Consider the following 23,488-nt stretch of genomic DNA (forward strand, 5'->3'; position numbering starts at 1 on the left):
CCACACCCCGCATCCCGTGCGACCGCTCCATGTAGCGGGCCCCACCCCCCCACCCAGGCTCCCCCCCCACCAGCCGACCCCCCCCCCCCCCCCCCCCCCCCCCGAGCCCCTCAAGCCCCCAGGCGACCGCCTCAGGCCCCTTTCAGGCTTCCAGGAGACACAGTGAACGACTTCCCCGGCAGCGGCATCTACGCCCGCGCGCAGGCCGAGTACACCGGTCCTCGCGCGGAGTCCCGCTACGTCATCCCGCGCTTCGTCGAGCGCACCTCGCAGGGCGTGCGTGAGTACGACCCGTACGCGAAGCTCTTCGAGGAGCGCGTGATCTTCCTCGGCGTGCAGATCGACGACGCCTCCGCCAACGACGTCATGGCGCAGCTGCTGTGCCTGGAGTCGATGGACCCCGACCGTGACATCTCGGTCTACATCAACAGCCCCGGCGGCTCCTTCACGGCGCTCACGGCCATCTACGACACGATGCAGTTCGTGAAGCCGGACATCCAGACGGTCTGCATGGGCCAGGCCGCCTCCGCGGCCGCCATCCTGCTGGCCGCCGGTACGCCGGGCAAGCGCATGGCGCTGCCGAACGCGCGCGTGCTGATCCACCAGCCCTACAGCGAGACCGGCCGCGGCCAGGTCTCCGACCTCGAGATCGCGGCGAACGAGATCCTCCGGATGCGTTCGCAGCTGGAGGACATGCTGGCCAAGCACTCCACCACGCCGATCGAGAAGATCCGCGAGGACATCGAGCGCGACAAGATCCTCACGGCCGAGGACGCGCTCGCGTACGGCCTGATCGACCAGATCATCTCCACCCGGAAGATGAACAACTCGGCGGTTGCCTGACGCGAGGCTGTATCGTCTGCCGCTCCTTGGCACGGAGCACGTCAAAGTGAACCGTGCCAAGGGGGGCCCGAACGGGGGGCCCGGCAAGGTACCGTCGGACATAAGGCAGCACCAGGAGCCGCTGGACCTAGGCGTCTCCCAGGCGAAGGGGAAGCACACCGTGGCACGCATCGGTGACGGCGGCGATCTGCTCAAGTGCTCGTTCTGTGGCAAGAGCCAGAAGCAGGTCAAGAAGCTCATCGCAGGCCCCGGTGTCTACATCTGCGACGAGTGCATCGATCTCTGCAACGAGATCATCGAGGAAGAACTCGCGGAGACGAGCGAGGTCCGCTGGGAGGAACTTCCCAAGCCGCGCGAGATCTACGAGTTCCTCGAGGGGTACGTCGTGGGCCAGGAGGCCGCCAAGAAGGCGCTCTCGGTCGCGGTGTACAACCACTACAAGCGGGTCCAGGCCGGGGAGAACGGCGGGGCGCAGGGCCGTGACGACGCCATCGAACTGGCGAAGTCGAACATCCTGTTGCTGGGCCCCACGGGCTCCGGGAAGACCCTCCTCGCCCAGACGCTGGCGCGCATGCTGAACGTCCCGTTCGCCATCGCCGACGCGACCGCGCTGACGGAGGCGGGATACGTCGGCGAGGACGTCGAGAACATTCTGCTGAAGCTGATCCAGGCGGCGGACTACGACGTCAAGAAGGCCGAGACCGGCATCATCTACATCGACGAGATCGACAAGGTCGCCCGCAAGAGCGAGAACCCGTCGATCACCCGTGATGTGAGCGGCGAGGGCGTGCAGCAGGCCCTGCTGAAGATCCTGGAGGGCACCACCGCCTCGGTCCCGCCGCAGGGCGGCCGCAAGCACCCCCATCAGGAGTTCATCCAGATCGACACGACGAACGTGCTGTTCATCGTGGGCGGTGCCTTCGCGGGCCTGGAGAAGATCATCGAGTCGCGGGCCGGCGCCAAGGGCATCGGCTTCGGCGCGACGATCCGCTCGAAGCGCGAGATCGAGTCCAAGGACCAGTTCGAGGCCGTCATGCCGGAAGACCTGGTGAAGTTCGGCATGATCCCCGAGTTCATCGGCCGGCTGCCCGTCATCACCTCGGTCCACAACCTGGACCGCGAGGCACTCCTCCAGATCCTGGTGGAGCCGCGCAACGCGCTGATGAAGCAGTACCAGCGCCTCTTCGAACTCGACGGTGTGGAGCTGGAGTTCGAGCGCGAGGCGCTGGAGGCCATCGCCGACCAGGCCATCCTCCGCCAGACCGGCGCCCGCGGACTGCGCGCCATCATGGAGGAGGTCCTGATGTCGGTGATGTACGAGGTCCCGTCCCGCAAGGACGTGGCCCGCGTCGTCATCAGCGCGGACGTCGTTCACTCGAACGTGAACCCGACGCTGATCCCGAGGGACGCGCGCAACGGGCGCGGCCCGGGGGAGCAGAAGACGGCGTGATCACTCGCTGAGCGGAAGGAACGGGCGCCAGCCGAATGCGGCGGGCGCCCTTTCTGCTGGTTGCAGACGGGCTGCGCACTGTGGACACCGTTGGATGTAGTTTGCGACTGGATCAGTCAGGTTCGCGCCAACAAGTCACTGTTTCAACCCGGATCCCGTAGGTGAGTGAAACGCTCGTTCGAGTCGACTACCGACTCTGCAAAAGGGATCTTGCGCGAATACCACTATGAAGCGAGTTCTGGTCACAGTCGGCCTGCTCGCGGCTGTCGGGGCTGCGCCCCTCATGTCCGCTTCGTCAGCCTCGGCCTCCACGAACCAATGCGCGGGCGTTGTCGCCGCCAACGGATACAGCGTCGGCCCGAAGGCGAAGGCTGCTTGCCCACATTCCGCGATCTATGCGCCCATCGGCGCCGATGTCCCCCATCCGCTCTGTCTCTCGGGCCTGAAGAACATCGGGGTCAAAGCCTCGGTCGCTCGTTCGGCTTGCGAGTGGGCCTGAAGTCAAAACCACACTGTGAGCAGTGACCAGCGAGGGGCCACCCGACCGGGTGGCCCCTCGCCCGTGTGCGCCGGGATCGGAGGACGGTTCATGCCTTGACGCGGACGTCCTCGCGCAGCTTCGCTGCGAGCTCTGCTGTGTTGTCCATCGAACTGCCCTTGCCGGTGGTGAGGCTGGCGAGGTCCACCGCGAACACCGAGGCCACGGTTGAGTGGTCACCCCAGATGCAGATCGGCATCTTCATCGTCTTCGGGGTGGTGCTAGTGCCGGACGTGTCGTTGTCGGTGATCTCACTCTCCTGACACTTCAGGATGCCGTTCTCGAAGCCGTCCGGCGTGAACTCCTGCGGGCTACCGATCAGCTTGCCCGTGGTGTCGTCGCTGCTCTGGTCCTTCTCGGACTCGCTCTTCACCTTGGCGAACATGGCGTCGACGACCGCCTCCGGGTCGTCAATGGTGCCGTACACCCCGCTGAAGGTGAGGTTCTTGGCGGTCAGGCCGCTGCCGCTGGTGTAACCGGCGCTCGCGTCCTTGGCGTCCTTCACGCCCCACTTCTCGAAGTCCTTGACGTCTTTGTCGGACATGGTCGAGGAGTTCGAGGACTTGCTCTTCTTGTACTGGCCGTCGAGCACGCTGGCCGGAGTCGTCAGCTTGTGAGGCCCGTCGTCCGCGACGTCCCCGCCGCCACCACCCGAACCGAGCAGGAAGTACGCGCCGACCGCGATCGCGGCGACGACCGCCACCGCGCCGATGATGAGCCCGGTCTTCTTCTTGCCGTCGGCGGGGGCGGGCGGCTGCGGGGCGCCGTAGGGCTGCTGGCCGTACGGCTGCTGGGGCGGAACACCGGGGGGAGCCTGCTGCGGATAGCCGTAGCCGGGCTGCTGGGGAGCCTGCGGCGGGTAGCCGTAACCGGGCTGGGGCGCCTGCGGCTGCTGACCGTACGGTCCGGGCTGCTGCGGCTGCTGACCGTAGGGTCCGGGCTGCTGGGGCTGCCCGCCGTACGGGCCCGGCTGGTTGTAGCTCATTACTGGGTTCCCCTCCAGATATTCATGTGTTCCGAACATCCTGTCGCAAAGCCGTACGGCGCACGGTGTCGGGGGCCTCACCGTTACCAAAGAATCCCGTTTCGGGACGGGCCCGTGACACCTCTAAACTGACCCCGTGACCGACAACGCTCAGCAGCAGCCGCCAGCATCCACTCCCGAACTGCCGACCCAGTACGCGCCGGCCGAGGTAGAGGGGAAGCTGTACGAGCGCTGGGTGGAACGGGGTTACTTCACCGCGGACGCCAAGAGCGAGAAGCCGCCGTACACCATCGTCATCCCGCCGCCGAACGTCACCGGCTCCCTGCACCTGGGCCACGCCTTCCAGCACACGCTCATGGACGCCCTGACGCGCCGTAAGCGCATGCAGGGGTACGAGGTGCTGTGGCTGCCCGGCATGGACCACGCCGGTATCGCCACCCAGAACAAGGTCGAGCAGCAGCTCGCCGAGGAGGGCAAGTCCCGCCACGACCTGGGGCGCGAGGAGTTCGTCGAGCGCGTCTGGCAGTGGAAGGAGGAGTACGGCGGCAAGATCCTCGGCCAGATGCGCCGGCTCGGGGACGGGGTCGACTGGTCCCGCGAGCGGTTCACGATGGACGAGGGCCTGTCCGAGGCCGTCCAGACGATCTTCAAGCGGCTGTTCGACGACGAGCTGATCTACCGCGCCGAGCGCATCATCAACTGGTGCCCGCGCTGTCTGACGGCGATCTCCGACATCGAGGTCGAGTACCAGGAGGACGACGGCGAGCTCGTCTCCATCCGGTACGGCGAGGGCGAGGAGACCCTCGTGGTCGCCACCACCCGCGCCGAGACGATGCTCGGCGACACCGCCGTCGCCGTCCACCCCGACGACGAGCGCTACCGGCACCTGATCGGCAAGCGGATCAAGCTGCCGCTGACCGACCGCGCCATCCCCGTCGTCGCGGACACGCACGTCGATCCCGAGTTCGGCACCGGTGCCGTCAAGGTCACCCCCGCCCACGACCCGAACGACTTCGCGATCGGCCAGCGCCACGGCCTGGAGTCGATCACGGTCATGGACGAGCGTGCGGTCATCACGGTCCACGGCCCCTTCCAGGGTCTCGACCGGTACGAGGCCCGCGCCGCCATCGTGGGCGCGCTGCGCTCGCAGGGCCGGATCGTCGCCGAGAAGCGCCCGTACGTCCACTCCGTGGGCCACTGCTCGCGCTGCCGCACGACGGTCGAGCCGCGGCTGTCCATGCAGTGGTGGGTCAAGGTCGCCCCGCTGGCCAAGGCCGCCGGTGACGCCGTCCGCGACGGCCGCGTCGAGATCCACCCCGCCGACATGTCGAAGCGCTACTTCGACTGGGTCGACAACATGCACGACTGGTGCATCTCCCGGCAGCTGTGGTGGGGCCACCGGATCCCCGTCTGGTACGGGCCCGCGGGCGAGGTCGTCTGCGTCGGACCCGACGAGGAGCCGCCGGGTACCGAGGCCGAGGGCTGGACCCAGGACACCGACGTCCTGGACACCTGGTTCTCCTCCGGCCTGTGGCCGTTCTCCACGCTCGGCTGGCCGGAGCGCACCCCGGACCTGGAGAAGTTCTACTCCACCGATGTCCTGCTCACGGGACACGACATCATCTTCTTCTGGGTCGCCCGGATGATGATGTTCGGCCTGTACGCGATGGACGGCGAGGTCCCCTTCAGGACCATCGCGCTCACCGGCCTGGTCCGCGACGAGCGCGGCAAGAAGATGTCGAAGTCCTTCGGCAACGTCGTCGACCCGATCGACTGGATGGACGCGTACGGCTCCGACGCCGTCCGCTTCACCCTCGCCCGCGGCGCGAACCCCGGTACGGACGTGCCGATCGGCGAGGACTGGGTCCAGGCGGCCCGCAACTTCGCCAACAAGATCTGGAACGCCACGCGGTTCGCGCTGATGAACGGCGCGACGGTCGAGGGCCCGCTGCCCGACGCGTCCCGGATGTCGGCGACGGACCGCTGGATCCTGTCCCGGCTGAACAAGACCGTCGCCGAAGTCGACGCGTTCTACGAGGACTTCCAGTTCGCGAAGCTCTCCGACGCCCTCTACCACTACGCGTGGGACGAGGTGTTCGACTGGTACGTCGAGCTGTCCAAGACGACGTTCATGGCCGGCGGCGAGGCCGCGAAGGTCTCCGGACGGGTCCTCGGCGAGGTCCTGGACGTCACCCTGCGCCTGCTCCACCCGGTCGTCCCGTTCGTCACGGAGACCCTCTGGACCACCCTCACCGGTGGCGAGTCGGTCGTCGTCGCGGCCTGGCCGAAGGACAGCGGCTTCCGTGACGACGCCGCCGAGCGGGAGATCGAGACGCTCCAGCGGGTCATCACCGAGGTCCGCCGCTTCCGTGCCGACCAGGGGCTCCAGCCCGGGCAGCGCGTCCCGGCCCGGCTGACGCTCGACGGGACCGCCCTGGCCCCGCACGAGGCGGCCATCCGGCAGCTGCTGCGCCTCCAGCCGGAGGGCGACGCGTTCACCGCCACGGCCACCCTGCCGGTCGCGGGGGCGCAGGTCGCGCTCGACCTCTCCGGCACGATCGACGTCGCCGCGGAGCGCAAGCGGCTGGCCAAGGACCTCGCCGCCGCCGAGAAGGAGAAGGCCCAGGCGAACGCCAAGCTGGGCAACGAGGCGTTCCTCGCGAAGGCCCCGGACCAGGTCGTGGAGAAGATCCGTACGCGGCTCGCCAAGGCCGACGAGGACATCGCCCGTATCCAGGCCCAGCTGGACCGGCTCCCGCAGGCCTAACCGGTACGTGCGGGCCCCCGGTGCCGAGGTGGCACCGGGGGCCTCGCTGTTCCCGCCCGCCTCGCCTTCGCCACGGTGCTCGGCCCCGGACCTCGCTCCTGGACGCCGGAGCGGCTGGATTCCCGCGTCCGGCGTCGAGGCGTGCGCCCCCGCGCCGGGTGTCGGCCGGGCTCCGTAGACTGGGCCCGTGAGTGAGCTCCCCCCGCACGACGACAGCAGCGAGTCCGACCCGCTCGATCCCTTCGACGAGATCGTCGCGCACGAGACCGAGCGCGACCCGGACCTCGCGGTGATCGAGGCCGGCAGCCGCACCCTGCGCACCCAGGGCGGCCTGCCGCAGTCGGACGTCCCCGCGCGCCCCGCCGACCCGGAGACCGACAGGGCGCTGCGCGCGGTCGAGGCCGACCTCGCCACGCGCTGGGGCGAGACCAAGCTGGAGCCCTCGGTCGACCGCATCGCCGCGCTGATGGACGTCCTCGGTGAGCCGCAGCGCGCGTACCCCTCCATCCACATCACGGGGACGAACGGCAAGACGTCCACCGCCCGCATGATCGAGGCCCTGCTCGGCGCCTTCGAGCTGCGCACCGGCAGGTACACGAGCCCGCACGTGCAGTCGGTCACCGAGCGCATCAGCCTGGACGGCGCGCCGGTCTCCGCGGAGCGGTTCATCGAGACGTACGGCGACATCAAGCCGTACGTCGAGATGGTCGACGCCCAGCAGGAGTACCGCCTGTCCTTCTTCGAGGTGCTGACCGGCATGGCGTACGCGGCCTTCGCGGACGCGCCCGTCGACGTGGCCGTGGTGGAGGTGGGGATGGGCGGCAGCTGGGACGCCACCAACGTCATCGACGGTGATGTCGCCGTGATCACGCCCATCGACCTCGACCACACCGACCGGCTCGGCTCCACGCCCGGCGAGATCGCCCAGGAGAAGGGCGGCATCGTCAAGCAGGACGCGACCGTCATCCTGGCCCAGCAGCCCGTGGACGCGGCCCAGGTCCTGCTGAAGAAGGCCGTCGAGGTGAACGCGACGGTGGCCAGGGAGGGCCTGGAGTTCGGCGTCGTCGCGCGCCATGTCGCAGTCGGCGGCCAGCTGCTGACCCTGCGCGGACTCGGCGGGGAGTACGAGGAGGTCTTCCTCCCGCTGCACGGCGCGTACCAGGCGCACAACGCCGCGGTGGCGCTCGCCGCGGTCGAGGCGTTCTTCGGAGTCGGCGCCGCCCACTCCCAGGGCCTGGACATCGACACCGTCCGCAAGGCCTTCGCCTCGGTCACCGCGCCGGGCCGCCTGGAGATCGTCCGCCGCTCGCCGACCGTCGTCCTGGACGCCGCGCACAACCCCGCGGGCGCCCGCGCCACCGCCGGGGCCGTCAGCGAGGTCTTCGACTTCAGCCGGCTGATCGGTGTGGTGGGCGCCAGCGGCGACAAGAACGTACGAGGGCTGCTGGAGGCCTTCGAGCCGATCTTCGCCGAGGTCGTGGTCACCCAGAACTCCAGCCATCGCGCGATGGACGCGGACGAGCTGGCCGGCATCGCCGTCGAGGTCTTCGGCGAGGACCGCGTCCAGGTGGAGCCCCGTCTGGACGACGCGCTGGAGGCGGCGATCACCCTCGCGGAGGAGGAGGGCGAGTTCGCCGGCGGCGGCGTCCTCGTCACCGGTTCCGTCATCACCGTCGGCGAGGCCCGACTGCTCCTGGGGAGGGGCTGACCGTGCGTACGCTCTGTGCGTCGACTCTGATCGGCGAGTTCTTCGTGATCGGCTTCGCCGGCCTGGTGGCCATGAAGGATCCGGCCCTGGACGTCGCCACGGTCTGGACGGTGAGCGGCATCGCCATGGCGCTGTGCGTGCTGTTCTGCGGTGTGATCACCCGGCCCGGTGGCGTCCAGCTCGGCTGGGCGCTGCAGATCGCCCTGATCGCCTCCGGCTTCGCCGTCCCCGCCATGTTCTTCATGGGCGCGGTCTTCGCGGCCCTGTGGTGGGCCTCGGTCCACTACGGGCGCAGGATCGACGAGGCGAAGGCGGCCCGCTTCGCGGCGCAGAGCGGTACGGGCACTGCGTCCGGCGCCTGAGCGGGCGGAACCGTGCGCGGTCCGGGCAGGGGACCGCCTGACACTGAGTAACGACGGCTCGGCGCGGCCCTGTAGCCTCTGAGCCCGCACACCATGTGATCGAAGGAGCCACCACCGTGAGCCAGCGCACCCTCGTCCTGCTCAAGCCGGACGCCGTCCGTCGCGGCCTGACCGGCGAGATCATCAGCCGTATCGAGCGCAAGGCCGGCTGGCAGATCACCGCGCTGGAACTGCGGACCCTGGACCAGGACACGCTGGAGCAGCACTACGGCGAGCACAAGGGCAAGCCCTTCTACGAGCCGCTGGTGGCCTTCATGGCGTCCGGTCCCGTCGTGGCGCTCGTCGTCGAGGGTGAGCGCGTCATCGAGGGTGTGCGGGCGCTGGCTGGTCCGACCGACCCGATCGCCGCCGCGCCCGGGTCCATCCGCGGCGACTTCGGAGTGATCGTCCGGGAGAACCTGATCCACGCCTCCGACTCCGAGGAGTCCGCCGAGCGTGAGCTGAAGATCTTCTTCCCCGGCCGGGTCTGACGTTCGTTCCCCCTGGGGAGCCTGCTTCCGGTGCGGTGGCCGGCGGACCCGCCCGGCACCCGTGTGCAACAGTTTTTCTGACGTCATGTCAGCAGTGGGGCCCGTTCGACCAGGGACGGCCGGAGTATTTCGGCCGTCCTCCGGCATATGCCGTGCCGATCGGGGGAACGCATGCCCCCGATGGCCCGTCTCCACAAGCGGGGCGCCGCATCATCTGCTGACAATTGGCGAAGACCCTCGCGCAGTGTTCGTGCAGGCGCGTCTACGATGGAAGCCTTCACGTCACAGCACCCACCTCGCCGACCTAAAAAGCCATCAAAAGCTCCACTTGGGAAGGCCAGACGAATCCTGATGGGGAACTCAATGTCGTTCATCGGCCGTGACATGGCTGTCGACCTCGGGACCGCCAACACGCTGGTGTACGTCAGGGGTCGCGGGATCGTACTCAACGAACCGTCCGTCGTCGCGATCAACACCAACACCGGTGGCATCCTCGCGGTCGGCGCGGAAGCGAAGAAGATGATCGGACGGACCCCGGGCAACATCGTCGCCGTGCGTCCGCTGAAGGACGGCGTCATCGCCGACTTCGAGATCACCGAGCGCATGCTCCGCTACTTCATCCTGAAGATCCACAAGCGGCGCTACCTCGCTCGTCCTCGCGTCGTCGTGTGTGTGCCCTCGGGCATCACGGGCGTCGAGCGCCGCGCCGTCATCGAGGCCTCGTCCCAGGCGGGTGCCCGCCAGGTGCACATCATCGAGGAGCCCATGGCCGCGGCCATCGGCGCCGGCCTGCCGGTCCACGAGGCCACGGGCAACATGGTGGTGGACATCGGCGGCGGCACCACGGAGGTCGCGGTCATCTCGCTCGGCGGCATCGTCACCGCCCAGTCCATCCGCGTCGCGGGCGACGAGCTGGACAACGCGATCATCCAGCACATCAAGAAGGAGTACAGCCTCCTCCTCGGTGAGCGGACGGCCGAGCAGATCAAGATCACGATCGGTTCCGCGTACGACCTCGACAATGACGAACACACCGAGATCCGCGGCCGGGACCTGGTCTCCGGACTGCCGAAGACCGTCGTCATCTCCGCGGCCGAGGTCCGCAAGGCCATCGAGGAGCCGGTCAACGCGATCGTCGACGCCGTGAAGACGACCCTCGACAAGTGCCCGCCGGAGCTGTCCGGCGACGTCATGGACCGCGGAATCGTTCTGACCGGCGGCGGAGCCCTGCTGCGCGGTCTCGACGAGCGGCTGCGCCGGGAGACCGGCATGCCGATCCACATCGCCGAGGACCCGCTGGACAGCGTGGCGCTCGGATCCGGCAAATGCGTCGAGGAGTTCGAGGCGCTGCAGCAGGTCCTGGACGCCCAGCCGCGCCGATGACACGACACTGCGATTCCGCCGTACGAGATGATCTCCTCTCGTACGGCGGATCGTTGATATAGAGGCATAAGCTCCCCCATGCCGCCCCGCGTCGCTCGCCGGGGCGTCAGCCACGAATTCCCGAACAATTCCGACGAGGAAGGCACGGCCGCCGCACGTGAGGGACACGAAAGAGAGCCGGCTGCTCCTGGTGCTGCTGATCGCCATCGCGTTCGCGTTGATCACGGTGGACATCCGCGGTGGGGAGGACTCACCGGTCGACGGTGCCCGGCATGCCGCGGCCACCGTCTTCGGCCCGATCGAGAACGGGGTGTCGTCCGCGGTCGACCCCGTCGGCAACGCGGTCGCCGCGGTCCGCGACTCGGGTGACCGGCACGACCGCATCGCCCAGCTGGAGCACGACAACGCGGCGCTGAAGGCGAAGCTCGGCAGCGACGACCGCAACCGCAGCCGGGTCAGGCAGCTCGACAAGATGCTCAAGACGGCGGGCGCCGGCCAGTACGGCATCAAGGGCGCCCAGGTCATCGCCATAGGAGCGGCCCAGGGCTTCTCCTGGACCGTCACCATCGACGTCGGCGCGAACGACGGCATCAGGCGCGACATGACCGTCCTCAACGGCGACGGCCTCGTCGGACGCGTCACCACCGTCGGCCCGAGCACCGCCACCGTGCTCCTCGCCAACGACCCCGACTTCACCGTCGGCACCCGCATGGAGTCCAGCGACGAACTCGGCTTCGCCGACGGGCAGGGCGACCGCCCGCTGCGCGTCCAACTCCTCAACGGCAAGGCCAAGGTGGCCAAGGGCGACCGGCTGGTGACCTTCGGCTCGCAGCGCGACAAGCCGTTCGTGCCCGGCGTCCCGGTCGGCGTGATCTCCCGCGTCGACCCCTCCGGCGGCGACCTGACGCGCACGGTCTACGTGCGGCCGTTCGTCTCGTTCACCAAGCTCGACATCGTCGGCGTCGTCGTGGAGGCCCCGCGCAAGGACCCGCGCGACGAGGTGCTGCCGCCGAAGCCCAAACCCACCCCCACGCCGACGGTGACCGTGACGGTCACCCCCTCGGCGAACGCGCCCGTCGACGGCCAACAGCAGCAGTAGGAGCCGAATCCCATGCGTTTCAACCGGATGCTGCTCTCCACCACCCTGGTGGTCGTCGCCCTGGTCATCCAGGTGAGCGTCCTCGCCCGGCTGCACCTCCCGGGCGCCGTCCCCGACCTGGCACTCCTCACCGTGCTCGCCCTCGCCATGGTCTACGGCCACGTCGGCGGCGCCCTCGTCGGCTTCGGCGCGGGCCTGCTCGCCGACCTGGCCCCGCCCGCCGACCACGCGGCCGGGCGCTACGCCCTCGTGCTGTGCGTCATCGGCTACCTCGCCGGACTCGCGAAACCGGAGAACGGCCGGCTCAAGTCGGCGACCGGCCCGATGGCCGTCGTCGTCGCCGCCGCGATCGGCTCCACCCTGCTGTACGCGGGAGTCGGCGCCCTCGTCGGCGACACGGCCGCCCGCCATGTGGGCCTCGGCAGCCTGCTGTTCACCGCCGCCCTGTACGACCTGCTGCTCGCCCCGTTCGTGGTGCCCGGCCTGATGGCCCTGGCCCGGCGCGCCGAGAACGACCCGCTCGCCGACAGCAACGCCGCCAAGGCGGCCGACGTCTCCTCCGGCTGGCTGTCCTCCGGCACGGGCCTGCGCATCGGCAGCCAGCGCAGCGGCCTGCGGGTCAAGGCGGCCAGGGCGCGCGTCGCCCGCGCCGGACGCATCAAGGGGGTCAAGCGCCTGTGATCACCGGGCAGCGAGAGCGACGGACGACCGCGCGGGCACAGCGACCGGCAGGCCGCGCCGGCCGCGCGCACCGGCGGGCCGCGCACGCGCACTACTCGTACACACACTGAGAGGGGGAGGCAGCCGCAGTGACCAACATCCCCGAGACCGGCCGGACCCCACGGGTCCAGATCCGGCTCGTCGTCATCCAGATCCTCGTGCTCTCCCTCCTCGGGACCCTCGGCGCACGGCTCTGGTACCTCCAGATCCGCAACGGCGACGAGTACGCCAAGGAGGCCTCGGGCAACCACGTCCAGCAGGTCGTGCAGCCCGCCGTGCGCGGCTCGATCCTGGACGCGCGCGGAGTGCCCATCGCCGACAACGAGACCCGGCTGGTCGTCTCCGCCTCGCGCACCGACCTGATGAAGATGAAGGACGACGGCAAGGGCGTCCTCACCAAGCTCGCCGACGTGCTGGACATGAAGCCCAGGGACGTCGTCGAGAAGGTCCGGCTGTGCGACGCCAAGACGCCCCAGCCGTGCTGGAACGGCTCGCCGTACCAGCCGATCCCCATCACCGACGAGGCCACGCCCAAGCAGGCCCTGCAGATCCGGGAGCGCTCCGAGGACTTCCCCGGCATCACCGCCGAACCGGAGGCCGTCCGCCGCTACGCCGCCCCCGGCAAGGCCAACACCGCCCAGGTGCTCGGCTACCTCTCCCCGGTCACCGACGCGGAGATCACGAAGGCCAAGGACACCGACTCGCCGTACCTGCGCAGCGACCAGGTCGGCCGCTCCGGCCTGGAACGCCAGTACGACAAGCAGCTGCGCGGCAAGGCGGGCGTCACCCGCTACGAGGTCGACAACCTCGGCCGGGTCATCGGCAAGGCCGAGAGCGACGCGGCCGAGCCCGGCTCGAACATCGTCACCAGCATCGACTCCCGCGTGCAGCGCATCGCCGAGTACGAGCTCAACGAGGCCATGAAGACCGCCCGCACCGAGTTCGACAAGAACACCGGCGAGAACTACAAGGCCGACGCCGGCGCGCTCGTGGTCATGGAGGCGAAGACCGGCCGGGTCGTCGCCATGGCGTCCAACCCGGCCTACGACCCGAACGCCTGGGTCGGCGGCATCTCCGGCAAGGACTACGCGCAGCTCACCGGCAAGAAGTCCAACTACCCGCTGCTCAACCGCGCCATCCAGGGCCAGGCCGCGCCCGGCTCCATCTTCAAGGTGATCCCGACCACCGCGGCCGTGAACGCCGGCTACCCCTTCGACGGCAACTACGAGTGCTCCAGCTCGTACAACCTCGGCGGCCAGGTCTTCAAGAACTTCGAGTCCAAGGGATACGGCTCGATCAGCCTCGGCCGCGCCCTCGAGGTCTCCTGCGACACCGTCTTCTACCGCCTCTCGCACCAGGAGTGGCAGAAGGACGGCGGCAACAAGCCGAAGAAGCACCCCGCCGACTGGTTCTACAAGACCGCCCACCAGTTCGGCCTCGGCAAGGAGACCGGCATCGACCTCCCCAACGAGGTCTCCGGCCGTGTCCCGGACCGCCAGTGGAAGCAGAGCTACTGGAAGTCCAACAAGGACGCCTGGTGCAAGACCGGCAAGAAGGACGGCGACTACGTCCAGAAGATCGCGTACGAGAACTGCCTAGAAGGCAACAAGATGCGCGCCGGTGACGCGGTCAACTACTCCATCGGCCAGGGCGACACCCTCGTCACCCCGATCCAGATGGCCACGATCTACGGAGCCATCGCCAACGGCGGCACCCTCTACGACCCGCGGGTCGGCAAGGCCGTCATCAGCGCCGACGGCAGGACCGTGCAGGAGATCAAGCCCACCTCGCACGGCAGGCTGCCCATGACGCGGAAGACGCGCGACGAGATAGACGGTGCCCTCGCGGGAGTCGCGACCCGCGGTACGGCCGCCTGGCGGTTCGGCGGCTGGCCGCAGGACGAGATCCCGATGCACGCCAAGACGGGTACCGCCGAGGTCTACGGCAAGCAGACGACCTCCTGGTTCGCCACGTACACCAAGGACTACACGGTCGTGATGACCATCTCCCAGGGCGGTACGGGCTCCGGCGCCTCCGGCCCCGCCGTGCGCAAGATCTACAACGCGCTGTACGGCGTCTCCGAGGACGGCGCGATCGACAAGAAGAGGGCGCTGCTTCCCACCCCGGAGAAGAGCCTGCCGAAGATCCAGCCGGACGGCTCGATCGACGCCCCGAAGGTCTCCGAGGACCCCGTCAAGGACCAGCAGGCGAGCGAGAAGGACCAGCCAGCCGGCACGGACCCGGACCAGCCCGCGGGCACCACCGCCCCGCCCGACCCGACCAACCGCGACACCCGCAGGCGCTCCGCCCGCCCCGGGAAGCGGCAAAGGCCCCTCGCATGACCGGCGCGCGCACGAACCAGGAAGGGCTCACATGACCGGCACGAACGGCTTCTCCGTGTCCGGCTACGGGCCCGAGCGCGCCGGCTGGACCCGCGTCTTCGCCCGCGACTCCCTCACCCGCCGGCTCGACTGGCCGATACTGCTCTCCGCCATCGCGCTCTCGCTCATCGGCACGGCCCTCGTCCACTCGGCGACCCGCAACCGCACCGACATCAACCAGGGCGACCCGTACTACTTCCTGATCCGCCACCTGATGAACACCGGCATCGGCTTCGCGCTGATGATCGGCACGATCTGGCTCGGCCACCGCACCCTGCGCACCGCCGTGCCGGTCCTCTACGGCCTCTCGGTCTCCCTGATCCTGCTCGTGCTGACCCCGCTCGGCGCGACGGTCAACGGCGCCCACGCGTGGATCGTCCTCGGCGGCGGCTTCTCGCTCCAGCCCTCCGAGTTCGTGAAGATCACGATCATCCTCGGCATGGCGATGCTGCTCGCGGCCCGCGTCGACGCGGGCGACAAGCCCTACCCGGACCACCGCACCGTCCTGCAGTCCCTGGGCCTGGCCGCCGTACCGATACTGATCGTGCTCCTCATGCCCGACCTCGGCTCGGTCATGGTCATGGTCATCATCGTGCTCGGCGTACTGCTCGCCTCCGGCGCCTCCAACCGCTGGGTCTTCGGCATCATCGGCGCGGGCGCCCTCGGCGCGCTCGCCGTCTGGCAGCTGCACATCCTCGACGAGTACCAGATCAACCGGTTCGCGGCCTTCGCCAACCCCGAGCTCGACCCGGCCGGCGTCGGCTACAACACCAACCAGGCGCGCATCGCCATCGGCTCCGGCGGCCTCTTCGGCACCGGCCTCGGCAAGGGCTCGCAGACCACCGGCCAGTTCGTCCCCGAGCAGCAGACCGACTTCGTCTTCACGGTGGCGGGCGAGGAACTGGGCTTCGTCGGCGCCGGACTGATACTGCTGCTCCTCGGCGTCATCCTGTGGCGCGCCTGCCGCATCGCCCGCGAGACGACCGAGCTCTACGGCACCATCGTCGCCGCCGGCATCATCGCCTGGTTCGCCTTCCAGGCCTTCGAGAACGTCGGCATGACCCTCGGCATCATGCCGGTCGCCGGCCTTCCCCTGCCGTTCGTCTCGTACGGCGGATCCTCGATGTTCGCGGTCTGGGTGGCCGTAGGACTGCTCCAGTCCATCAGGGTGCAGCGGCCGATGTCCGCCTAGATCCCGTCCGGCCGGTCCGCGAGGACCGGCCGGACAGGGCCCGGGGACCCTCCGGCGTGGCCCGCCGGAGGGCACCAGGGGCCGGTCCGGGGCCGGGGGCGCACTGCCCCCGGCCCCGAATCGCGTCTAGATTCGTTACATGGCGGACACGAAACGAGAGATCGAGCGGAAGTACGAGGGCCCGGCGGCCGGAGGCGGCGCGGGCCTGCCCGACCTGACGGACGTCCCCGGAGTCGGGAGCGTCATCGGCAAGGGCGTCGACGAACTCGACGCCACCTACTACGACACCGCCGACCAGCTCCTGGCAGCCGCGGCCATCACCCTGCGCCACCGCACCGGCGGCCACGACGAGGGCTGGCACCTGAAACTCCCCGTGGCGGACGGCGTACGCGACGAGATCCACGCGCCCCTCTCCGACACCGTGCCGGCCACGCTCACCTCCCTCGTGCGCTCCCGCGTCCGGGACGCCGCACTCGTCCCCCTGGTACGCCTGCGGTCCTCCCGCGACGTCCGCCACCTGGTGGACGACTCCGGCGGCCTGCTCGCCGAGGTCAGCGTCGACCGGGTGCGCGCCGAGCGGCTCGGCGGCAAGGGCACCGCGCAGTGGACCGAGATCGAGGTGGAGCTCGCCGACGGCGGCGACCCCGCCTTCCTGGACAAGGTCGAGAAGAAGCTCCGCAAGGCCGGGCTGCACCGCTCCGCCGCCCCGTCCAAGCTGGCCCGGGCGCTGACGGAGACCGGGGCGGCGGCCGGGCGGCCCGCCGGGGAGCCGCCCGCCGCAAAGCCGGTCACCGCGGGCGACCACGTCCTCGCCTACGTACGCGAGCAGCGCGACGCCCTCGTCGAGCTGGACCCGGCCGTCCGGCGCGACCAGCCCGACGCCGTGCACGGGATGCGGATCGCCACCCGCCGCCTGCGCAACACCCTGCGCTCCTTCGACAACGTCCTCGACCGCACCGTCACCGACCCGATCCGCACGGAGCTGAAGTGGCTGGCGGGGGAGCTGGCCGGCGACCGCGACCAGGAAGTGATCACCAAACGCCTGGCGGCGGCCCTGGACGACCTCCCGGGGACGCTGCGTTCCGGCCCGGTGCGCAAACGCCTGCGCACCTGGTCCCGGGAGCGCCACTCCGGCTCCCGGCAACGGCTCACCGAGGCCCTCGACAGCCGGCGCCACCTGTACCTGCTGGCCGCCCTCGACGCGCTGGTCTCCGACCCGCCGCTGCGCAAGGCGGCCGGCGGCAAGCCGGGGAAGGTCCTCGACGCCGCGGTCCGCAAGGACCTCGACCGGCTGTCGCGCCTGGTCGCCCGGGCCACCGGCCTGCCGCCGGGCCGGGACCGCGACCTCGCGCTGCACGAGGCCCGCAAGAAGGCCAAGCGGACGCGGTACGCCGCCGAAGCCGCCGCTCCCGCCCTCGGCAAGCGCGCCGAGGCCACCACCAGGGCGATGAAGTCCCTGACCAAGCTGCTCGGCGACCACCAGGACAGCGTGATGTCCCGCGACGCCCTGCGCGATCTCGCGGAACAGGCACAGGCCGCCGGCGAGAGCTCGTTCACCTACGGCGTGCTGTACGGCCGGGAGGAGCGGCGGGCGGCGGCCGACGAGGACGCGCTGCCGCGGGCGTGGCGCAAGGCCGTGCGCAGGGCCGCGTCCTGAGCGTGCGGGGGGACCGTCCGGCCGCGTTACGCTAGATGGTCACCCTCCCCCCAGCCTCCGGCCGGGGGGTGCCCCCGCCAGCTCACGAAGGTTCGCGATGCCTGCCGAATCGGTCTTCCCGCAGCTCGAAGCTCTGCTCCCGCATGTGCAGAAGCCGATCCAGTACGTCGGTGGAGAGCTGAACTCCACGGTCAAGCCCTGGGACGCCTGTGACGTCCGCTGGGCCCTCATGTACCCCGACGCGTACGAGGTCGGACTCCCCAACCAGGGCGTCATGATCCTCTACGAGGTGCTGAACGAGCGCGAGGGCGTCCTCGCCGAGCGCACGTACAGCGTGTGGCCGGACCTCGAGGCACTGATGCGCGAGCACCGGGTCCCGCAGTTCACCGTGGACAGCCACCGCCCGGTGAAGGCCTTCGACGTGTTCGGGCTCAGCTTCTCCACCGAGCTCGGGTACACGAACATGCTGACGGCCCTGGACCTCGCGGGCATCCCCCTCGAGTCCCGGGACCGTACGCTCGACGATCCGATCGTCCTGGCCGGCGGCCACGCCGCCTTCAACCCCGAGCCGATCGCGGACTTCATCGACGCGGCGATCATCGGCGACGGCGAGCAGGCCGTGCTCGACATGACGGACATCATCCGCGCCTGGAAGGCGGAGGGCCGTCCCGGCGGGCGCGAGGAGGTCCTCCTGCGCCTCGCGAAGACCGGCAACGTGTACATCCCCGCCTTCTACGACGTCGAGTACCTCGCCGACGGCCGGATCGCCCGCGTCGTGCCGAACAGGTCCGGTGTCCCGTGGCGCGTCTCCAAGCACACGGTCATGGACCTCGACGAGTGGCCCTACCCCAAGCAGCCCCTCGTCCCTCTCGCGGAGACCGTCCACGAGCGCATGTCGGTGGAGATCTTCCGCGGCTGCACCCGGGGCTGCCGCTTCTGCCAGGCCGGCATGATCACCCGTCCGGTGCGCGAGCGCTCGATCACGGGCATCGGCGACATGGTCGAGAAGGGCCTGAAGGCCACCGGCTTCGAGGAGGTCGGCCTCCTCTCCCTGTCCTCCGCGGACCACACGGAGATCGGCGACATCGCCAAGGGCCTGGCGGACCGCTACGAGGAGGACAAGATCGGTCTCTCGTTGCCCTCCACCCGCGTCGACGCCTTCAACGTCGACCTCGCCAACGAGCTGACCCGCAACGGCCGCCGCTCGGGCCTCACCTTCGCCCCCGAGGGCGGCTCCGAGCGCATGCGCAAGGTCATCAACAAGATGGTCTCGGAGGAGGACCTGATCCGTACGGTCTCCACGGCGTACGGCAACGGCTGGCGCCAGGTGAAGCTGTACTTCATGTGCGGTCTGCCCACCGAGACCGACGAGGACGTCCTCCAGATCGCCGACATGGCGATGAACGTCATCGCCGAGGGCCGCAAGGTCTCCGGCCAGAACGACATCCGCTGCACGGTCTCGATCGGCGGCTTCGTCCCCAAGCCGCACACCCCCTTCCAGTGGGCGCCGCAGCTCAGCGCCGAGGAGACGGACGCCCGTCTCACCAAGCTCCGCGACAGGATCCGCGGCGACAAGAAGTACGGCCGCTCGATCGGCTTCCGCTACCACGACGGCAAGCCCGGCATCGTCGAGGGACTGCTCTCCCGCGGTGACCGCCGCATCGGCGCCGTCATCCGCGCCGTCTACGAGGACGGCGGCCGCTTCGACGGCTGGCGCGAGCACTTCTCCTACGACCGCTGGATGGCGTGCGCGGAGAAGACGCTGCCCGCCTTCGGCGTCGACGTCGACTGGTACACCACGCGCGAGAAGACCTACGAGGAGGTCCTGCCCTGGGACCACCTGGACTCGGGCCTCGACAAGGACTGGCTCTGGGAGGACTGGCAGGACGCCCTCGACGAGACGGAGGTCGAGGACTGCCGCTGGACCCCGTGCTTCGACTGCGGGGTGTGCCCGCAGCTGGACACCCAGATCCAGATCGGCCCCACCGGCAAGAAGCTCCTGCCGCTCACGGTCAAGAACGCGACACCGACGCCCGCGGCGAGCGGCCACACACACTGAGGCCGACGGCCGCTCCCGCCGGCCGACGCCATCCTTGGAGCCCCCTCCGGTCCGGAGGGGGCTCCAAGGCATCCCCGCCTTCCCGGGAGCACGCCGGTGACCGGCACGGACCGCCGATCCCAGTTCCCCTCGGCAAGTTGATATCCAGGACAGCGATTACTGGATAAAGTCGGATTGTCACAACTGGTTGTGGGGTCAACCAGAGTTCGGTCGGCGGTGCCGACGTCCTGGGGAGGATCCGAGCGCATGAGTCGTCGCTCTGCCGGCGTTGTCAACACCTGGGCTGAAGCGCAGCGCCAGTACCAACGGCAGGCCGAGGCCGAGCAGAGGCGACGTCGGGAGGAAGCGCGACAGGCACGGGACCACCAGCGACGGGCCGCGCAGGAGCACCGGGAGTACCGGCAGGCGGAGGCCAGGCAGCGGACGGCCGAGCTGGACGCACAGGTCGCGACGCTGCGAGGACTCCTGGCGGATGGTTGCCGGGCGCCGGCTTTCAGGGCGTCGTCGCTGACACGTGTGGAGGAGATTCCGCCGTTCGACCCCGGACAGCTCGCATGGCCCGCACGCATGCCGGATCCGAACCAGTACCGGGCACAGGGCGGCTGGACCGCCACCCGGCGGGCGCAGGCGGAAGCCGAGGCGCGGTCACGCTTCGAGCACGACTGGCACGCGGCACAGGCTGTGGAGGCACAGCGACTGCGGCAACTGGCCGCCGCCCAGCGGGACCACGACCAAAGGGCCGAGGCGCAGCGGGCCGAGGTGCGACGGCACAACGCCGGCATCGCCGAGGTGACCGCGGGTGTCGGGCGGGGCGACCCCGAATCGGTGGTCGAGTTCTTCTCCGCCGCCCTCTACTCCTCGACTGCCTGGCCCGAAGGGTTCCCGCGGCAGGCGGCGGCGGCTTTCGATCCGGCAGCGCGGCAGTTGGTACTGGACTGGGAGCTGCCCGGCTATGACGTCGTCCCGGAGGCGAAGTCGGTGAGATACGTGCCGGCCCAGGACCAGGACAAGGAGACGGCGCGCCCCGTGACGCAGCGCCGTGCCCTGTACCGGGAGGTGCTGGCACAGAGCGTGCTCCTGGCCCTGCACCAGCTCTTCGCGGCGGACGAGTACGGCATTCTCGACTCGGTGGCGCTGAACGGCTTCGTGGACGCGCCCGATCCCTCGACGGGCAGGCAAGCCCGGATTTTCCTGGCCACGGTCATGGCCGGGCGTGCAGCCTTCGCCGGTCTGCACCTGGCACAGGTGGACGCGGCCAGTTGCCTGACGGACGCGCTGCGGGGACAGCTCACGACCCGGCCCGACCAGCTCACCTCCGTACGGCCGTGCCGGCACCTCGGGGACGTCGGAGCCCAGGTGGGCACCCGTGCAGGCGGTCAGGAGGAGCCGGACCTGTACGACATGGACCCGATCGCCTTCGAGTCCCTCGTCGCTGACCTGTTCCGCGCGATGGGGATGCAGGCGGTGACGACTCAGCGCTCGAACGACGGCGGTGTGGATGTCGACGCGCTGGACCCGACTCCCATCCGAGGCGGCAAGATCGTGGTCCAGGTGAAGCGGTACCGCAACACGGTGCCGCCCACCGCGGTGCGTGACCTGTACGGCACGGTCCAGGACGCCGGCGCCAACAAGGGCGTTCTGGTGACGACGTCGGGCTTCGGCCCCGGCTCGCACACCTTTGCCCGGGGTAAGCCGCTGGAGCTGATCTCGGGCCGCGAACTCGTGGACCTACTGCACCGGCACGGGCTCCGCGGACGCCTGGGGGAGGGCGGGCGGCAGGCCCCCGCGCAGCCGGCGCCGTCCGGGCCCGCCGTTCGCGAGGATGACTACAACGTGCTGGGCATGACGTGGTCCGGCAGGGTCGAGCTGGACGTCTGCGCCCTGGTCTGCAGCGGCAACCGGGTCCTCAGCGAAGACCATTTCGTCTTCTTCAACAACCCGCGGACCCCCGACGGTTCGGTACGGGCACTACCGGCTTCGGCACCGGACAAGGCGGCCATACGTGTCAGCTTCGACGCGCTGCCGACGGGGGCTGATCGATTCGTGCTGGTGGCGGCAGTGGATCCGGAGGTCAACCCGGATGCCGATCTGTCAGGGTTCACCGAAGCCTGCATCCGGTTGCTGGACCCCCGGCTGACCGAACTCGGCCGACTCGAGGTCTCGGACGGCCGGTCCGGTGAGACGGCGTTGGTGCTCGGTTCCTTCCGCCGTAGATCCAGTGGCGACTGGGACTTCGTGCTGGGCGGAAAGGGCTATCCGGGAGGCCTGGAGCAGCTCGTCCAGGATTACGGCATCCAAGTGGAGTGACGCCCGTGCGCACCCGTCCGCGGTGAGGGCTACGGCTCTGCTCGCCCGCGCGCCCGCGCCGGGATTCAGGCCTGCGGCATTTCCTCCGCGGGGAGGCGGCCCGCGCGTACGGCGTCGATCAGGGCCTGGTGGTCGCGCTCGTTCTGGTCGGCGTACGTCTCCGCGAACGTGACGAGGGCTCGGTCGAAGGAGGTGCCGCCGCCCAGGTACGCGGCGATCGCGATGCGGTCGCCGGAGCGCGCGTGCGCCCGCGCCAGCGTCACCCCGCACAGTTCACCGAACGCCTGCATGCCCCTCGGCCGCATCTGCTCGGGCACGGCGATGCCCTTCCAGTCGTGCAGCTGGCGGACGTAGAAGTCGCGCTGCCTGCCGTCGATCCCGTCCACGCGCTCCCAGCCGAGGAAGATGTCGCTGGTGGCCTGCATCAGCCGCTGGCCCGAGACGACCCGCTCGCCCTGGTTGCCGTAACGGCTCGCGCCGACGTGTGCGGCGAGCACGGAGGTGTCGGCCTCCTTGGCCTGGAGGAAGAGGGGGTCCTGGTCGTCCCGGCCGAGCAGGAGGAAGATCCAGCACCGGGTGCCGACACTGCCGACGCCGACCACTTTGCGGGCGACGTCGGCGAGCCGGTAGTCCGCGAGGAGCGTGCGCCGGTCCGCGGAGAGAGTGCGGCCGTACCGCTCGGTCAGCGCCCGGAACCGGCGTACGAGCGCGTCGCGTTCGACGTCGGGCAGCAGGTCGCCGGCCGGGACGAGCAGCGGAGGGTCCGCCGCGATCCGTGGCCGGCCGCGGACCGTCTCGGTGAGCTTGTCGAAGGCCTGCAGACTGTCGCGGGTACGGGCCTTGGCCATGGCGCGGGCCAGTCGCTTCTGCCCGCGCTTGCGGAGCTTGCCCTCGGCCATGGCCGCGAGGATGTCCGCGTCGACCTTCGTGTACCAGACGGCGAGGTTGCCCATGCCCGCGAAGCGGATCATCGACTCACGGTACGAGCGGACGGTGGCGCTCACGATGCGTGCGCGTTCCGCGTCGTCGAAGCCGTTCGCCCGGCCCGCGATGACGAAGCTCGCGGACAGCCGTTTGACGTCCCATTCCCAGGGGCCCGGCAGCGTCTCGTCGAAGTCGTTGATGTCGAACATCAACTGCCGCTCCGGTGAGGCGAGGAGGCGGAAGTTCAGCATGTGCGCGTCCCCGCACAGCTGGGCCGTGAGCCCCGACACCGGGCTGCCGGCCAGGTCCGAGGCCATGATCGCGGCGGCGCCCCGGTAGAAACGGAACGGAGACTCCATCATCCGGGCGTAGCGGATCGGGACGAGTTCGGGGACCCGTGCCGCGGACTGCGCCTCCAGGATCGCCAGCGGGTCCGGCCGGTCGGGAGCGGGCCTGTACACGCCGTGATCCGATCGCGGCGAACGGCGCCGTGCCTCCTTGCCGAAGGCCGCCCGTTCCTCGTGTGTCGCGTGCGGCGCGGCCCGCATCGCCGTGGTCGCGTTCTGGGGCATGAAAAATCCTC

The 23,488-nt window shown here is 69.8% G+C and carries 16 protein-coding genes; 14 read left to right on the plus strand and 2 right to left on the minus strand.

Annotation, left to right across the window (positions count from 1 at the left end):
* Positions 1-162: 162 nt before the first annotated feature.
* Both AC069T_RS29485 and clpX read left to right on the plus strand, forming a co-directional pair.
* Positions 163-843, plus strand: coding sequence for an ATP-dependent Clp protease proteolytic subunit (locus AC069T_RS29485; RefSeq protein ID WP_358849940.1), 681 nt, complete (start codon positions 163-165; stop codon positions 841-843).
* Positions 844-1,003: 160 nt separating this feature from the next.
* Positions 1,004-2,293 carry an ATP-dependent Clp protease ATP-binding subunit ClpX gene (gene clpX / locus AC069T_RS29490; protein WP_478785650.1) on the plus strand — a complete coding sequence of 430 codons (1,290 nt, stop codon included), beginning with the start codon at positions 1,004-1,006 and terminating at the stop codon, positions 2,291-2,293.
* A gap of 587 nt (positions 2,294-2,880) precedes the next feature.
* Here clpX and AC069T_RS29495 read toward each other — a convergent pair.
* On the minus strand, positions 2,881-3,816 hold the full coding sequence (locus tag AC069T_RS29495) for a hypothetical protein (protein WP_478785651.1): 936 nt from the start codon (positions 3,814-3,816) through the stop codon (positions 2,881-2,883).
* A 136-nt stretch (positions 3,817-3,952) separates the two neighbouring features.
* Here AC069T_RS29495 and AC069T_RS29500 point away from each other — a divergent pair, with 136 nt between their 5' ends.
* The 12 genes from AC069T_RS29500 (at position 3,953) to AC069T_RS29555 (ending at position 21,981) form a co-directional block, all read left to right on the plus strand.
* Positions 3,953-6,583, plus strand: a complete 2,631-nt coding sequence (locus tag AC069T_RS29500; RefSeq protein WP_478785652.1) for a valine--tRNA ligase — start codon at positions 3,953-3,955, stop codon at positions 6,581-6,583.
* A gap of 187 nt (positions 6,584-6,770) precedes the next feature.
* Positions 6,771-8,291: a bifunctional tetrahydrofolate synthase/dihydrofolate synthase gene (gene folC / locus AC069T_RS29505; RefSeq protein WP_478785653.1), complete on the plus strand. Its 1,521-nt coding sequence runs from the start codon at positions 6,771-6,773 to the stop codon at positions 8,289-8,291.
* A 2-nt stretch (positions 8,292-8,293) separates the two neighbouring features.
* Complete coding sequence (locus AC069T_RS29510) at positions 8,294-8,653, plus strand: DUF4233 domain-containing protein (protein ID WP_478785654.1); 360 nt, start codon at positions 8,294-8,296, stop codon at positions 8,651-8,653.
* 116 nt (positions 8,654-8,769) lie between these two features.
* Positions 8,770-9,183, plus strand: coding sequence for a nucleoside-diphosphate kinase (ndk, locus tag AC069T_RS29515; protein WP_121403076.1), 414 nt, complete (start codon positions 8,770-8,772; stop codon positions 9,181-9,183).
* Positions 9,184-9,546: 363 nt separating this feature from the next.
* The gene (locus tag AC069T_RS29520) at positions 9,547-10,566 is read left to right on the plus strand and encodes a rod shape-determining protein (RefSeq protein WP_356377630.1); all 1,020 of its coding nucleotides are present in this window, start codon (positions 9,547-9,549) and stop codon (positions 10,564-10,566) included.
* Between the two features lie 157 nt (positions 10,567-10,723).
* Complete coding sequence (mreC, locus tag AC069T_RS29525) at positions 10,724-11,665, plus strand: rod shape-determining protein MreC (RefSeq protein ID WP_478785655.1); 942 nt, start codon at positions 10,724-10,726, stop codon at positions 11,663-11,665.
* A 12-nt stretch (positions 11,666-11,677) separates the two neighbouring features.
* Complete coding sequence (gene mreD, locus AC069T_RS29530) at positions 11,678-12,346, plus strand: rod shape-determining protein MreD (RefSeq protein ID WP_358855493.1); 669 nt, start codon at positions 11,678-11,680, stop codon at positions 12,344-12,346.
* Positions 12,347-12,474: 128 nt separating this feature from the next.
* Entirely contained in the window at positions 12,475-14,727 is a 2,253-nt protein-coding gene (gene mrdA / locus AC069T_RS29535) for a penicillin-binding protein 2 (RefSeq protein ID WP_478785656.1), read from the plus strand.
* Between the two features lie 31 nt (positions 14,728-14,758).
* Positions 14,759-15,958, plus strand: a complete 1,200-nt coding sequence (gene rodA, locus AC069T_RS29540) for a rod shape-determining protein RodA (protein ID WP_358855491.1) — start codon at positions 14,759-14,761, stop codon at positions 15,956-15,958.
* A 139-nt stretch (positions 15,959-16,097) separates the two neighbouring features.
* Complete coding sequence (locus AC069T_RS29545) at positions 16,098-17,615, plus strand: CYTH and CHAD domain-containing protein (protein WP_478785657.1); 1,518 nt, start codon at positions 16,098-16,100, stop codon at positions 17,613-17,615.
* A gap of 97 nt (positions 17,616-17,712) precedes the next feature.
* Complete coding sequence (locus AC069T_RS29550) at positions 17,713-19,674, plus strand: TIGR03960 family B12-binding radical SAM protein (protein ID WP_478785658.1); 1,962 nt, start codon at positions 17,713-17,715, stop codon at positions 19,672-19,674.
* Positions 19,675-19,920: 246 nt separating this feature from the next.
* Positions 19,921-21,981, plus strand: coding sequence for a restriction endonuclease (locus tag AC069T_RS29555; protein WP_478785659.1), 2,061 nt, complete (start codon positions 19,921-19,923; stop codon positions 21,979-21,981).
* A gap of 65 nt (positions 21,982-22,046) precedes the next feature.
* On the opposite strand, the gene AC069T_RS29560 is transcribed toward AC069T_RS29555, so the two are convergent.
* Entirely contained in the window at positions 22,047-23,477 is a 1,431-nt protein-coding gene (locus AC069T_RS29560; RefSeq protein ID WP_478785660.1) for a DUF2252 domain-containing protein, read from the minus strand.
* Between the last annotated feature and the right edge of the window lie 11 nt (positions 23,478-23,488).

The sequence above is a fragment of the Streptomyces sp. NPDC043867 genome (assembly GCF_056435845.1).